Annotated in this window: 15 protein-coding genes and 3 riboswitches; of the genes, 4 read left to right on the forward strand and 11 right to left on the reverse strand. The window is 37.5% G+C overall.

The genetic code is table 11. The features are described from left to right. Window positions 1–34 precede the first annotated feature (34 nt). On the reverse strand, window positions 35–685 hold the full coding sequence (locus NST77_RS06620) for a cupin domain-containing protein (protein ID WP_341122818.1): 651 nt from the start codon (window positions 683–685) through the stop codon (window positions 35–37). Between the two features lie 141 nt (window positions 686–826). Then, window positions 827–1684 carry a manganese catalase family protein gene (locus NST77_RS06625; RefSeq protein WP_095328304.1) on the reverse strand — a complete coding sequence of 286 codons (858 nt, stop codon included), beginning with the start codon at window positions 1682–1684 and terminating at the stop codon, window positions 827–829. A gap of 155 nt (window positions 1685–1839) precedes the next feature. Here NST77_RS06625 and NST77_RS06630 point away from each other — a divergent pair, with 155 nt between their 5' ends. Further along, window positions 1840–2121 (forward strand): AAA family ATPase, encoded by a 282-nt coding sequence (locus NST77_RS06630; protein ID WP_235850182.1) that lies wholly within the window; start codon window positions 1840–1842, stop codon window positions 2119–2121. Window positions 2122–2445: 324 nt separating this feature from the next. Here the strand turns inward: NST77_RS06630 and NST77_RS06635 are convergent, their stop codons facing one another. The 4 genes from NST77_RS06635 to NST77_RS06650 all read right to left on the reverse strand — a co-directional run bounded on the left by NST77_RS06635 (window position 2446) and on the right by NST77_RS06650 (window position 4382). Beyond that, complete coding sequence (locus tag NST77_RS06635) at window positions 2446–2811, reverse strand: hypothetical protein (protein ID WP_095328305.1); 366 nt, start codon at window positions 2809–2811, stop codon at window positions 2446–2448. A 16-nt stretch (window positions 2812–2827) separates the two neighbouring features. After that, window positions 2828–3157, reverse strand: coding sequence for a YolD-like family protein (locus NST77_RS06640; protein WP_095328306.1), 330 nt, complete (start codon window positions 3155–3157; stop codon window positions 2828–2830). Window positions 3158–3571: 414 nt separating this feature from the next. Further along, entirely contained in the window at window positions 3572–3814 is a 243-nt protein-coding gene (locus NST77_RS06645) for a DUF2164 domain-containing protein (protein WP_095328307.1), read from the reverse strand. Between the two features lie 13 nt (window positions 3815–3827). Then, a complete protein-coding gene (locus NST77_RS06650) occupies window positions 3828–4382 on the reverse strand; it encodes a GNAT family N-acetyltransferase (RefSeq protein WP_341122819.1) in 555 nt (184 codons plus the stop codon). 171 nt (window positions 4383–4553) lie between these two features. Between NST77_RS06650 and NST77_RS06655 the strand changes: the two genes are divergently transcribed. Further along, window positions 4554–5603: an LLM class flavin-dependent oxidoreductase gene (locus NST77_RS06655; RefSeq protein ID WP_123259536.1), complete on the forward strand. Its 1050-nt coding sequence runs from the start codon at window positions 4554–4556 to the stop codon at window positions 5601–5603. Between the two features lie 18 nt (window positions 5604–5621). Here the strand turns inward: NST77_RS06655 and NST77_RS06660 are convergent, their stop codons facing one another. Both NST77_RS06660 and NST77_RS06665 read right to left on the reverse strand, forming a co-directional pair. Continuing rightward, window positions 5622–6089 (reverse strand): hypothetical protein, encoded by a 468-nt coding sequence (locus NST77_RS06660; protein WP_123257541.1) that lies wholly within the window; start codon window positions 6087–6089, stop codon window positions 5622–5624. 154 nt (window positions 6090–6243) lie between these two features. Beyond that, window positions 6244–6432 carry a hypothetical protein gene (locus tag NST77_RS06665; RefSeq protein WP_141231309.1) on the reverse strand — a complete coding sequence of 63 codons (189 nt, stop codon included), beginning with the start codon at window positions 6430–6432 and terminating at the stop codon, window positions 6244–6246. Between the two features lie 70 nt (window positions 6433–6502). After that, window positions 6503–6586: riboswitch (cyclic di-GMP riboswitch) on the reverse strand. A gap of 182 nt (window positions 6587–6768) precedes the next feature. Between NST77_RS06665 and NST77_RS06670 the strand changes: the two genes are divergently transcribed. Continuing rightward, window positions 6769–7149, forward strand: coding sequence for a hypothetical protein (locus tag NST77_RS06670; protein WP_341122820.1), 381 nt, complete (start codon window positions 6769–6771; stop codon window positions 7147–7149). Here NST77_RS06670 and NST77_RS06675 read toward each other — a convergent pair. From NST77_RS06675 to NST77_RS06685, 3 genes are all read right to left on the reverse strand, one after another. After that, window positions 7097–7570 carry a hypothetical protein gene (locus NST77_RS06675; protein ID WP_095319988.1) on the reverse strand — a complete coding sequence of 158 codons (474 nt, stop codon included), beginning with the start codon at window positions 7568–7570 and terminating at the stop codon, window positions 7097–7099. The two genes, NST77_RS06670 and NST77_RS06675, sit on opposite strands and share 53 nt — an antisense overlap. 73 nt (window positions 7571–7643) lie before the next feature. Continuing rightward, on the reverse strand, window positions 7644–8384 hold the full coding sequence (locus NST77_RS06680; RefSeq protein ID WP_123257544.1) for an AAA family ATPase: 741 nt from the start codon (window positions 8382–8384) through the stop codon (window positions 7644–7646). Between the two features lie 20 nt (window positions 8385–8404). Beyond that, window positions 8405–9622 carry a Y-family DNA polymerase gene (locus NST77_RS06685; RefSeq protein WP_217279845.1) on the reverse strand — a complete coding sequence of 406 codons (1218 nt, stop codon included), beginning with the start codon at window positions 9620–9622 and terminating at the stop codon, window positions 8405–8407. A 592-nt stretch (window positions 9623–10214) separates the two neighbouring features. Then, window positions 10215–10323: riboswitch (SAM riboswitch) on the forward strand. Window positions 10324–10390: 67 nt separating this feature from the next. Beyond that, a riboswitch (cobalamin riboswitch) is annotated at window positions 10391–10580 on the forward strand. Between the two features lie 219 nt (window positions 10581–10799). Between NST77_RS06685 and metE the strand changes: the two genes are divergently transcribed. Further along, complete coding sequence (gene metE / locus NST77_RS06690; protein ID WP_341123732.1) at window positions 10800–13085, forward strand: 5-methyltetrahydropteroyltriglutamate--homocysteine S-methyltransferase; 2286 nt, start codon at window positions 10800–10802, stop codon at window positions 13083–13085. Window positions 13086–13104 lie beyond the last annotated feature (19 nt).

Raw genomic sequence — 13104 nt, forward strand, 5'->3', positions numbered from 1 at the left:
TTTCATCCTGAGCAGAGTTTTTTTTAGCAAAAAATTAATAATCAATCTGTTTATGATTAATTTGGATAGATATTTTATCGGGAACTTCTTTTTTTGTTTGTTCCAGATTGGAGACGGAGGAAGTTTGGAGGCGATGGGAATCTGGTGGACCAATGACAACAGATTCCTTCAGCGCAGAAAAAGCATTGGCAACCTTTTCTGAATCCACTCCATATGCTGCTTCAAAAACCTCTGGTGGAGTTAAGCGTAATGTATCGGAACCTTCCGCACTTTCAAACTGGTCATTATTAAAGAAGAGATGTAAGTGCAATTTCTCTGTCGTCGGCTGTATCCAATGCCACCATGCCATTGGAATAAATACGACATCCCCAACCTTCGCATGGTAATGATGAAGTTTTCTTGTATCTGGATCAACAATCGAAATCATTGCTTCTCCGGATACAATGACATCTAATTCCCATGCGTTTGGATGCCAATGTGGCTCTCGCATATGTCCTCTTGTTAAAAATAAATCGACAAAGGCTCCACCGATCATAGCTGGTAATTGTGTGGAAGAAACTTTATAGGCAATGTTTTCGGGATTTCTTTCAAAAAATACATTATCACGACTGTTATAAATAAGATTAGGAGTGCCACTTGATGAATGAATATTCGTGTTATCAGGAATATAGCCTGACTTTGACATGCGTTTTTCCTCCAATACATAATTTTTAAGGAATAGATCCTATTTTTTAATATGCACATGGAATGACGATGGTGTTAAGGAGAGCAAGAAAAGAGGAAGAAAAAATGGAAGATGCCATAATGCATCTCCCATTTTTTAAGCTTAATTATTTAAATCCATAAGGCCTGATGCATGCTCATTTGGCATATCTGGCAGTTCTGGAACTGGATAGCCTTGCGGTGGTGGAACGACATTTAAATCGCCATTATTTCGGCTAGGGGTTGTGCCTTGAAAAATCTCACCGATTCTCGTGTCGTCTAGGCGGAAATTAAATTGGGCATTGTGGAAGCCCATCTCTACATATTTGCGGCATTCAGGATATTTATTAATATCGTAGTTTGGAACAGGCAGAATTTTCCCCCAATCTACTCCTAATGTTTCTAATGCTTTGGCAAAAGCATTTTGATGAGCATTATCACGAACGATTAAAAAAGCAATCGTTTCTCTTAATGTCTTATTATCGCTCATTTCATAAATTCTTGATTTTTGAAGAACTCCTGTTGATTCTAACATTACATTATTGAGAAGATTAGCAACGAGGTTTCCATGGTCGTACACCCAAGAACCATTCCATGGATTTCCGCCTGCATCGACAGGAAGAGAAGCTTTTGCACCAATTATATAATGGTGAGGGTTTGCCCCGCCTTTGATGACATCATCTAAAGGAGCTCCATCACTTGCCATATTTCCTGGCATGCTACCACCAGAATCGTTTAGAAGCTGATTGATAGTGGATTGTACAAGCTCTACATGGCTAAGCTCTTCCAAGAATACGCCGCGGATAAGATCACGATACTTTTTTGCTTTTCCACGGAAGTTAGCGCTTTGAAAGGAGAACTGCATTAGTGTTCTCATTTCTCCAAACTGTCCGCCTAATGCCTCCTGCAATACTTTTGCTGCATTTGGATCTGGTTTGTCTGGGACGATCATATTGATTAAATCTTCTTTATAAAAATACATACATCATCTAGCTCCTTTTTGATAATCTGCATATCGTTTTTATGATTCCAAAAGTAGCTGAATCTATTCTGTACTAGAGAGAGTTGGAAATTTTTTGATAGGAAAAGATGATGATTTTTGTTAGAGTGAAGGAAGCATTTTGCTAATGGGGGAACATGAAAAGATTAGTCATCATGACAGTGGGCGTGACACATAGCGGAAAGTCCACTTTTTACGCAAACGTTAAAAGCAGACTTGAAAACGCGATTGTCATGGATCAAGATAATCATGCAGAATTTTTGCAGACCTATTATGAAAAGCTTTTGCCAAAGAAGTGGCCTAATCTTATTAAGCATGCTCTCACAAAAACAATTGTTGATTATGCCGTCCATCACTCTGACTGTCATCTCATTTTGAGTAATAGCAATCGCGAAAGTCGGATGGAACTGCTTCAATAGTATAAAACACATGGTTTCACGACGATTCTTGTCCATTTTGATCTGCCGATAGAGCTGCTAAAGGAGAGAATTGCGAGAAGCAAGCAGGGAAAATTACGTTTGAGAACAGCAGCCACTTACGAAGTCGCTTCTTGAGCGTCAGCATAAATAAGCAGCGAAGGGGTAGCGGATTATTTATATAGGGTAAAGCAGGAAGCAGATATCTCAGTTACGAGGGATTTGATTGTTAGTATATTTAAGTAGGCTAAAAAAATTGATTCCTGAGATGAATGGAGTCCATTTTTCATGACCATTAATCTCAGGATTTTATTTATTTAAGGCAACTTAAAAAACAGCATTTTCCTTAAATAAATAGTAAGATAATAGCTTTTCTGTATTTGCTTTTAATTCTGTATTAGCAAATCGGTGAACTTCGTGATAGTTGGCTACATAGTAATGATACTCGGTAAAGTTTTTATCCATATTGCCTTTTATTAGTTTTAATTTCTTTCTATCCATTTTTTCTTTGAAGCCTTTTAAATCATCTTGGACTTTTTTCATCGTATGTTCGATTAAGTTTAGATAGACTTGATTAAGTTTAAAGGGAGTTGTTTTTGCTTGCTGGTAATCTCTTTCTAAAACAGTTAGCAAGAGAGGCAAATAAATGAGATGTTCCAGTATTTTTATGTCTTCCTTTGATAGTCTATTCATGGTGATTTCCTTTAAATTATAGGCGTTCCACATCGATTAATAGATGGAATGGAATGTAGTGAATAACATTGGTTTCGTCTTCTATCCGAAGTTCCTTTTTTAAGTAGTCAATAAAAACAGTTCTGCCAATGAATGTTTCGATAAATCCATTTTTAAATAATGAAAATTGCAGAAATAAATGATATTCCATTCCCTCGTGAATAAGTAAATCGATATCATTTAATTTTTCTTGATCTAATTCTGGCTTTTTTATTTTTTTCTCATTTAATAGCTCTTCTTTCACAGCAGCAACATGTTCTGGCAGCATCATTGCTACCCATTTTTTTGTTCCACGGTCTTTAATCATGTAAACACTCTCCTTATATTATTATAATAAAACGAACAGACGTTCTTTTCAATACTTTTTTGAGAACGTTTGTTCGTTTTATAATATGCACATAATGATTATATATATGTGAAGTTAGAAAAAATCGTAGCGTATAGGAAACCACTGGTTAGGTGAGTGCGTATAAAACATAAAAGCGAGGGTGATCGAAGAGAGTAGGGGATTTTCGGTTTCGCTAATAAACGTGGAGGAGCTGATTATATGTTTGACTATCAATTTGTTTCCATTCCCGTTAAAGGATTGAGTGGAATACTCAAAATGGATTATCAACCAATTTGTTCATGAATATGCAAGAAACGGTGGAGTTGCTTTTAACAATGGAGCTAGTTTTTGAAAAAAAACGAAAAGAAGGGGAAGGCAGTGGGCCTTCCCTTTTTATTTAATCGGTCTTTCCAGTGTCAATAATTCGTCTTCAAGAGAGCTGGCTCTTTCTTCCACGATTTTTCTTGCATCTTTTACTCCAGCATTATAAAAATGGGGAGCAAGGGAGTCTTTCACAAAGTCTAACACTCGTTCGGCAGCAAATTCCGAAATCTCTTCTTCTCGCTCTTGAGAAAAAAAGAATTGAATGTCTGCAATCATTGCTTTTTGTTGTTCTCTAGTCAATTTATAAAACATGGTATCCCGTCCTTTATTTTGAGTTTTCCCATTCTTCACGCAACAAACCATAGATAACATGGTCGACATAATGGTCATAAAGCCATTCTGCTTGTCTAATAATCCCTTCTTCTGTAAATCCAAGTCTTTCTGGAAGTGCTCTGCTTTTTTTATTTTCGCTTGCTGCTGCAATTTGAATACGATTAAGCTTTAATTCAGTGAAGCCATAATGGATGATTGCTTGGCATGCCTTTGTCATAATTCCCTTTCCCTGATATTCTTCCCCTAACCAATAGCCAATTTCACCAATCTTACTTGTACGGTTAATCACGTTGAAACCAATGGTTCCGGCAATTTTTCCTTTATAGAGAATGGCTGTGGATTTTGGATAGCCGCCCATTTCAATAATTTCTTGCAGTCTTTGCCGAATATTTTCTTTTGTGTCTTCTACTGTTCGCGTATAATCGAGCCAGCCGAGCCATTCCTTTAAATAGGCTTTATTTTTCATCGTTAATTGGAAAAATTGTTCGGCATCATTTAAACGGAACATTCTCAGTGCTAAATCTTCATCAATTGTATGTTCAAACATATGTATCCCTCCGCGGTTAGATTATGTATATTCTTTCATTGTAAGGGAAGTGAATCAGAAGTTCATTACTTTTTTCTTCGCTAACACAATAGTTGTAATTCGAGACATCTCCTGTTTTAATAGAGAAGAAGATATGATTTTTGTGTCATTATTAAGGAGGATATATTCATAGTGGAGATAGGTATTAGTACGTTTGTAGAGACAACTCCAGACCCGCATACAGGGAAGGTAGTAAGCCATGCAGAGCGAATTCGTCAAGTAGTGGAGGAAATTATTTTAGCAGATAAAGTTGGGTTAGATGTTTTTGGCGTAGGAGAACATCATCGAAAAGATTATGCCGCGTCCGCCCCTGCGCTTATTTTAGCAGCAGCAGCCACACAGACAAGTAAGATTCGGTTAACAAGTGCGGTGACGGTTCTTTCTTCTGATGATCCGGTTCGGGTGTTTCAAGATTTTGCAACATTGGACGGGCTATCAAATGGACGTGCCGAAATTATGGCCGGCCGAGGTTCTTTTATTGAATCATTTCCGCTCTTTGGCTATGATTTAAATGATTATAATGAATTATTTGATGAAAAATTAGATTTGCTTTTAAAATTGCAAGCATCCGAGAAAGTAACATGGAGTGGAAAGCATCGTGCAGCTATTCAGAATCGTGGTGTTTATCCACGGCCAGTGCAAGATCCACTGCCAATATGGATTGGAAGTGGAGGAAATAGTGAGTCTGTTGTACGAGCTGGGATTCTTGGATTACCACTAGTGTTAGCGATTATCGGAGGAAACCCGGCAAACTTTGCCCCGCTTGTCGACCTGTATTACCGTGCAGTGGAGCATGCCGGTCATGATCCGAAAAAGTTAACGGTCGCGTCTCATTCTCATGGATTTGTAGGAGAAGATCCACTGCTTGCAGCAGATGCATTCTTCCCATCTACTCAATATGCCATGAATGTGCTTGGGAAAGAAAGAGGATGGGAACCATATACTCGAGAAACTTTTGATGCCGCTTGCAGTGAAACTGGAGCCTTATATGTCGGAGATCCGCGTACTGTCGCAGATAAAATTATTGCACTGCGCAAAAATGTGGGAATCACACGATTTATGCTCCATGTTCCTGTTGGCAGCATGCCACACGACCAAGTGATGCGTTCAATCGAATTGCTTGGAACAGAAGTTGCCCCAATTGTCCGCAAAGAAATTGCCGAATGGGAAAGTAATAATTAAAAAGATAAGGACCGCTCGTTAAGAAGCAGTCCTTATCTTTTTATCGGAGATGATAAATTTTTGAAACCAGTAATTAAGAAAAGAGAGGCCATATGCAATTAAGAATAAATGAATGGATGTGAATTTTTTTAATTTATAAAAGCCTACTTTTTGAAAAAAGGAATTTAGTGGAAACGAAAAAATAAGATCCATGATTAAGTTTACTAATGTGTACACAAGGAATCTTTTTTGTGTTAAATGAAATATCCAAATATTAATGGCGGCGAAAGGTCCGAATATAAACCCTAATGCGTCTGCGACCAATGATTTTAATCCGCCTTTGACCTCCCACCATTTAAAGATAAGTGATAAGAGCGTTTCAATTAAGAGGATAGAAGCAGAGAAAAAAGTAACCGGAAGAAATTTTTTAATTGCTGATTTTGGAAGAAAAAACAAGCTTCCCCAACTAATCAGAACCATAAAAATTCGTAAAATAACAATCGACATTGGATTTCATCTCCATTTTGAAATTTTCTTAAATATGAAATATCTTTAGTTTTCTTCTATAATAATAATTTTATTCTCAGTAGAGTCGGAAAATTGCAGAATAAAGTTTGATTTGCTAAAGGGGATGGAACAGCAGAAAATAAAAAATCCATCATTAATTAATGATGGACTGGCAGTAAGGACAGGTGATATCAGTTAACTGCTTAAATTCAATTCGTTTAAAGTCTGATTTTTTAAAGGTGGAGTATGATTTATACTTTGATCCACACATACAATAATTTTTGTCCTTTACAACATGTCTAAGACAAGGCTTTTCATCCGTTACTACAGTTGGGTAAAACATTAACATTCCTCTTTTCTAATTTTATAAGGCAAATTAGACAGGAAGATTTATTAACAAGATATACAATAATCTTGGCAACCCGGCTGCCATAGCATTTCGCTTTAGGCCCGTGGCTTTGCGTCTTTTACTTTCGTAAAATTTGCCCAAACTTAATTCTACCATGTTTCTCTGTTAATTCAAGGTATAAAGTCATGATTTTTTAATGTTTTTTGTAAAAAAAATGAGTTTATAGTCCTATTTGCTGTCAAATAGGAAATATAGACGCGCGTAAATACTAATTTCAGATATATATTCGATTATATTCATGAATGTGGCAGAGGAAAACGGGATGGATTTTTGGGTATACGGCCAAAAGTGGAAGGAAAACGGGATGGATTTTTGGGTATACGGCCAAAAGTGACGAAGAAAGAGGATGAATTGCCACTATATCAGCTAAAGTGGAGGGGGAATCAGCCAAACTACAGAATATATCAGCCAAAGTGGAAAGAAAATCAGCCAAACCACAGGGTATATCAGCCAAAGTGGAGAGGAAATCAGCCAAATTACAGATATATCAGCCAAAGTGGAGAGGAAATCAGCCAAATTACAGATATATCAGCCAAACCAAATAAAACCCCAACAAAAAAGCCGAGTAGCAATCCAATAGGGCGCGCTTTCTTTATAATTACGCCAAAAAGGATTTCTTCTCGAGCTTATTTATTAGCTTATAATATTTAATTAAAATAAATAATAAGAACGGATTAATAAGAAAGGAGTAGGCGAGTTTCCACCAGCCGTAATGAAAGAATCCCCATGGGGAAGGGAGTAAAGTAAGCCACTCGTATCCCACAATGATAAAATTCCATAGGAAAATAAACAAAATTTTATTTAGAATCCGCTTTTTCATCGGATAAAGGTTTAAGAAAATAATATTTACAGGCGGTACTAAAAATAGAATATGAATGATGGATTCCCAATCTACTTCGGTTTTGCTGAAGTACCAGTAGGCATGATATCCAATATCAATATATAAGTCAAATAGCTGTTGAAATGCAATCGTGAAGATCCATATATGTAAGATTTGATTTACTGTTAACTTTTTATTTGTTTTATAAGCAATCAAGTTAAATAAAAAGACAGAGAGTAATAATCCAAGCATAACATCCTCCTGGAAGTAATTAGATAGTTATACTATTTACTTACTTTGATTAGATTATCCTATATATGTTTTTTTACATTTCTTCTTCTGTAAATATATCTTTTAACATTTTCTCCCGATATTGCAAAAAGTATTTAGTAATTTGATAATGTTCTGTATCCTCATATGCTATTTCTTCGATTTGATCCCCGTCGAAGCTTAGAATTGTTGCATTTGGATACCCTAATAGAATCGGAGAATGGGTGGCAATAATAAATTGACATTCTTCTGTTTCTGCTAAATCATGGAGGATGCGGAGAAAGCTTAATTGCCGCTGCGGCGATAGCGCTGCCTCAGGCTCATCGAGCAAATAAATGGCTTCCCCTCTAAAACGATGGAGAAAGAGGGATAAGAAGGATTCGCCATGAGATTGCTGCAATAAGGACTTTCCGCCATAGCTCGCGAATTTTTTATTACTATCGAACTCATCTAGTTGATCAATATGGGTGGCAAATTGATAAAAGGATTCGGCCCGCAGAAAGAATCCATTGGTGAGCTTAGTCGGGGACCAAGATAGCTGCAGATATTCTCCTAAATCCGATTGAGAAGCATGAACCTCATAGCGGTTATTTCTTCCGCCGCCTGCTGTGTTAAATTGACATTGATAGGCAATTGCCTCAAGCAAGGTCGACTTTCCAGAACCATTTTCCCCTACAAAAAAAGTCACTTTATTTTGAAAATCGAGGGAGCTGAAATGGCTAATAGCAGGGATTGTAAAAGGATAGCTATTTTTTGATGGGATATTTTCTTCTTTTAAGCGAATTTGTTTTAGCATTTGAAACACCTCATTTTTGTTTATTTTTTATGACCGCCAAGCAGCTGTGCGCGCTGCAAGGCTGTACCGCCAGAAGTGTAGGAAACAGCACGTAAAAGGGCGGTCGATCCATAGCGATTTCGAATAGTATCGACAACATACCCAAGCTTTCTTTTTTTCCAGCCTCCTGTATCAAATAAATCTAATTGCATTTCATTATCATTCTCTAATTTTGTAATAGAAACAGAAATTTGTCTAACGGTTTGTCCTCGGTGATGCTCATGAAATAATTCAAGACAAACTTGATAAATAATCATGGTTACATTGGTCGGATTTTCGATTGTTCGCGAGCGCTGGAAACCGCCGCCGAACTCATCTTTGCTGTAGGAAATGCCTAATGTAACGGTGCGCCCTGCATGGTGATTACTTCGTGCTCTTTTGGCAACATCTTCGCACATTTCAAGAAGAACTGATTTGATTTCATCAATCTCTTTATAATCCCGTAATAAAATCTGACTTTTCCCATAGCTGATTTGTCCCTGCATAATAGGTGCGCCAATTTCCGATAAATCAATGCCCCAAGCATGATGGTAAAGTTGATTGCCCATAATTCCAAATTTTTTCTCTAGTAAGCCTAAATCATAGTGTGCAAGTTGACCAACAGAGAATATGCCCATATTATTTAATGTTTTTTCCGTTCGCTTCCCAATCCCCCACATATCGCGTAAAGGGGAGATAGGCCATAGTTTATCTGGAATGTCTTTATAAGTCCATCTGCTTATACCACCATCTGCTTTTTTTGCTTCTAAATCGAGGCAAAGCTTCGCCATCAGCATATTGGGACCGATGCCGATTGTTGAAGGCAGCCCAAACTCACGCATAATATCAGCTTTTATTTTTTGTGCTATTTGGAAGGGAGTGCCCAAGCTTTTTTCCATTCCACTGACATCCAGAAAGCTTTCATCGACAGAATAGGTATGGACAGCAGTCACAGGGACATATCGAAAAAATAATTTCGTTATTTCCGTTGACACCCGAACGAATAGTCCCATTTGGGGATTACTTACAATAATTCGTGGATCATCTGGTATTTCAAAAAGGCGGGAGCCAGTCTTTATCTTAAAATCCTTTTTCATAGCAGGAGATGCCGCAAGTACGACACTGCCTTTTTGATCGGTATTGCCGACAACAACTAGATGACAGGTTAGAGGGTCTAAACCTTTAGTGACCGCTATAATACTTGCATAAAAGCTTTTCATATCAACGCAAAGAATCGCTCTATTGGCCAATTGGTCATAATCAAACACGGTAGTGCTCCTTTTTTTATTGTTTTGTATGTTTACTAAGCTGTGAAAAGGAATAGAGTGCATATGATTATTCTTATCCTTGAATACGAAACTCTTGTTTTAGATGGTTTTGCCAGTTAAACGATCGATCGTTCCATGGTTAAAAAGATCATAGTGAAGCAAAAGATTATATTCGAGTCCTTCTAGTAAGAGTAGTTCTATTTCTGTATTTTATCTTTTTCTAAAATGAGAATTGATATTTTTTCGGGTTACTCTAAAATCTCTTTTATACTTTGAACATGCTCCGGCGGCAGCATCGCTGTCCATTTAATCGAACCTCGATTACGTATTCATCATCTCCTTAATGGTTTTATCATATCAGAACAAACGTTCGTAAACAAGAAGGGGAACAAGAAAAATAAGAGGTAAAAGAAGGAAATGAATTATTAGAGAATAAAAATTTTACGTATCCAAAAAGTAAAAAAACTTTCAACGTCTATAAAACAAGAATTGACAACAAGAAATTATCGTGCTAATATTTTGTTAATTCAAAATCGAATAAAAACTCTTATATAGAGAGGTGGAGGGACTGGCCCGTCGAAGCCTCAGCAACCATTCTTTTTAAAGAAAAGGTGCTAATTCCAGCAAAGCTACTATGCTTTGAAAGATAAGAGGGGGATAAGGATACAAGGTGAAACCTCTCTTTTTTTTAAGGGAGGTTTTTTATTTTTTACACAGGACAATTGAATAGCGCAAATAGGTGCTGTGAATGAAGTATTCATAGCTTAAAAGGGAAGACCGGTTAGAATCCGGCACGGTCCCGCCACTGTAAAGAGGAGCAATTTCTCAATATCCACTGTCTTTTTAGATGGGAAGGGGAGAAAGAGTGATGATTCTAAGTCAGGAGACCTGCCTATTTTGTAAGTAAGCTACTCTACGTGGATATAGAGGAGGGAGACCATGTGTTGGGACAAAGCGTATCTCAACTCTAGTTAGTGCTGACTAAAATGAGAGAAAATCTCATAAGAGTCTGACTCCACTGTTTATCCAAGAAGCAAGAATGTAGGAAGCTTCTGTAAAGAGAATGTGGATGTCAGACTCTTTTTTTACTAACTTTCGGCTGAGAAAAAATAAGAAATGGGGAAAAGAAATGTACAAAAGTTCTAATTTAGGCTATCCGAGAATTGGAGAAAAGCGAGAATGGAAAAAAGCATTGGAACGTTATTGGAAGGGAGAGTGTTCCGAAGAAGAGCTTTTACAAGAAACGAAAAACCTTCGATTGAAAAACTTACAAAAGCAAAAGCTTCAAGGAATTGACTTGATTCCAGTTGGCGATTTTAGTTTCTATGACCATGTATTAGATACGGCTGCAATGTTTGGGCAAGTGCCAGCTAGATTTGCTTATGATGGGGGCAGGGTCCCGTTACAAACTTATTTTCAGATAGCTCGCGGAAATCCGGCTGCTGTAGCAGCAGCCATGAAAAAATGGTTTAACACAAATTATCACTATATCGTGCCAGAGCTTGGGGAGAGAACACCAACATTAACGGAGAATCGCCCGCTGTTTTTTTATCGGGAAGCAAAAGCAGCATTAGGAATCGAGGGGAAACCAGTATTATTAGGACCGCTGACCTTTGTCAAATTAGCAAAAGGCTATGAAGAAGATAAGCTTGCAGAAACAGTGGCATCCTATCTTCCTTTATATGCGCAGGTTTTAAAAGAGCTAGAAGCAGAAGGGGTACAATGGCTTCAAATTGATGAACCATATTTAGTAACAGATGTCACAGCAAGAGAATGGGAGATCACGCAGCAAATATATCAAACATTGCGAGAAGCGGCTCCAAACTTAAAAATAATTCTCCAAACCTATTTTGATTCTGTAACAGATTATAAAACAATTGTTTCGTTGCCTGTTGCAGGAATCGGTTTAGATTTCGTTCATGATGATGGAGAGAATTTAGTATCCATCCAGCAATACGGATTTCCCCAAGATAAAATCCTAGCGGCAGGCATTATTGATGGTAGAAATGTATGGAGAGCTAATTTAGAGGAAAAGTGGAATCTGCTTACAGAGATACAGAAAGCAATCGGAAGTGATAAGTTAATTGTTCAGCCGTCATCAAGCTTACTTCATGTACCGGTAACAGTGAAGGAAGAGCAAATCACTCCCATTTTAAAAGAAGCACTTTCTTTTGCAGATGAAAAACTACAAGAATTAAATGCATTAACAGAAGGAATTAGAAAAGGAAAAGCAGTTATTCAAGCAGAAATCAATAAAAGCGTAGAAGCAATCGGTCAATTGAATGCCTCCTCAGCAAGAAATAATCAACGCCTTCAAGAAGAATTAAAATGGCTTCCTGATAAAGTGGAAAGAAGCGAAAATGCAAAAATCAGACAGCAAGCACAACAAGAAGCTTTTAAACTCCCTATTCTTCCAACCACTACAATCGGAAGTTTTCCGCAGACAAAGGAAGTAAGGAAGGAACGCTTGCGATGGCGAAAAGGAGAAATAACGAATGAGGAGTACGAGACTTTTATTCAAGCAGAAATAAAAAAATGGATGGAAATACAAGAAGACTTGGGATTAGATGTATTGGTACATGGAGAATTCGAACGAACCGATATGGTTGAATATTTTGGCGAAAAACTAGCTGGTTTTCAGTTTACAACATTCGGCTGGGTTCAATCCTATGGTTCCCGCTGTGTGAAGCCGCCTATTATATATGGAGATGTGGCCTATGTGAATCCAATGACGGTGAAAGAAACGGTTTATGCCCAAAGTCTGACGAATAAGCCTGTGAAAGGAATGCTGACAGGGCCCATTACGATTTTAAACTGGTCTTTTGTAAGAGATGATATTTCACGAGCAGAAGTTGCCAAACAAATTGCCTTCAGCCTTAAGAATGAAGTAGAGGAGCTGGAGAAAAACGATATACGCCTGATCCAAGTAGATGAACCGGCACTTCGTGAAGGGCTGCCATTGAAAAAAGAAAAGTGGCAGGGCTATTTAAATACTGCCGTCTATTCTTTTAAACTTGCTACCACTTTTGTGGAAAAGGAAACACAAATTCATACCCATATGTGTTATTCGAATTTTGAAGACATTATCGATGCTATTGATGCCCTGGATGTGGATGTCATTTCTATTGAAACTTCGAGAAGTCACGGTGAATTTATTCAAACATTTGCAAATAAAACATATGAGAAAGGAATTGGCCTTGGTGTATATGATATACATAGTCCTAGAGTGCCAACAAAAGAAGAAATAATGCAAACAATCGGAAACTCCTTAGGTGTTTTGGATCCACAATTATTCTGGATTAATCCTGATTGCGGCTTGAAGACTAGAAATGAAGAAGAAACGATTCGTGCACTTGAAGTAATGGTAGAGGCAGCGAAAGAAACAAGAGAAAAGCTATTTGTGCAAAAACAGTAATTGATCGTAAAAACTTGTA

The sequence above is a fragment of the Niallia sp. FSL W8-0177 genome (assembly GCF_038006285.1).
GTDB classification, from domain to species: Bacteria; Bacillota; Bacilli; order Bacillales; family Cytobacillaceae; genus Niallia; species Niallia circulans_A.

What these genes read in the sequence shown, in the direction of transcription:
- NST77_RS06620 (WP_341122818.1), bottom strand. Translation starts at nt 685, where the DNA reads ATGTCAAAGTCAGGCTATATTCCTGATAACACGAATATTCATTCATCA.
- NST77_RS06625 (WP_095328304.1), bottom strand. Translation starts at nt 1,684, where the DNA reads ATGTATTTTTATAAAGAAGATTTAATCAATATGATCGTCCCAGACAAA.
- NST77_RS06630 (WP_235850182.1), top strand. Translation starts at nt 1,840, where the DNA reads ATGAAAAGATTAGTCATCATGACAGTGGGCGTGACACATAGCGGAAAG.
- NST77_RS06635 (WP_095328305.1), bottom strand. Translation starts at nt 2,811, where the DNA reads ATGAATAGACTATCAAAGGAAGACATAAAAATACTGGAACATCTCATT.
- NST77_RS06640 (WP_095328306.1), bottom strand. Translation starts at nt 3,157, where the DNA reads ATGATTAAAGACCGTGGAACAAAAAAATGGGTAGCAATGATGCTGCCA.
- NST77_RS06645 (WP_095328307.1), bottom strand. Translation starts at nt 3,814, where the DNA reads ATGTTTTATAAATTGACTAGAGAACAACAAAAAGCAATGATTGCAGAC.
- NST77_RS06650 (WP_341122819.1), bottom strand. Translation starts at nt 4,382, where the DNA reads ATGTTTGAACATACAATTGATGAAGATTTAGCACTGAGAATGTTCCGT.
- NST77_RS06660 (WP_123257541.1), bottom strand. Translation starts at nt 6,089, where the DNA reads ATGTCGATTGTTATTTTACGAATTTTTATGGTTCTGATTAGTTGGGGA.
- NST77_RS06665 (WP_141231309.1), bottom strand. Translation starts at nt 6,432, where the DNA reads ATGTTTTACCCAACTGTAGTAACGGATGAAAAGCCTTGTCTTAGACAT.
- NST77_RS06675 (WP_095319988.1), bottom strand. Translation starts at nt 7,570, where the DNA reads ATGCTTGGATTATTACTCTCTGTCTTTTTATTTAACTTGATTGCTTAT.
- NST77_RS06680 (WP_123257544.1), bottom strand. Translation starts at nt 8,384, where the DNA reads ATGCTAAAACAAATTCGCTTAAAAGAAGAAAATATCCCATCAAAAAAT.
- NST77_RS06685 (WP_217279845.1), bottom strand. Translation starts at nt 9,622, where the DNA reads ATGAAAAGCTTTTATGCAAGTATTATAGCGGTCACTAAAGGTTTAGAC.
- metE (WP_341123732.1), top strand. Translation starts at nt 10,800, where the DNA reads ATGTACAAAAGTTCTAATTTAGGCTATCCGAGAATTGGAGAAAAGCGA.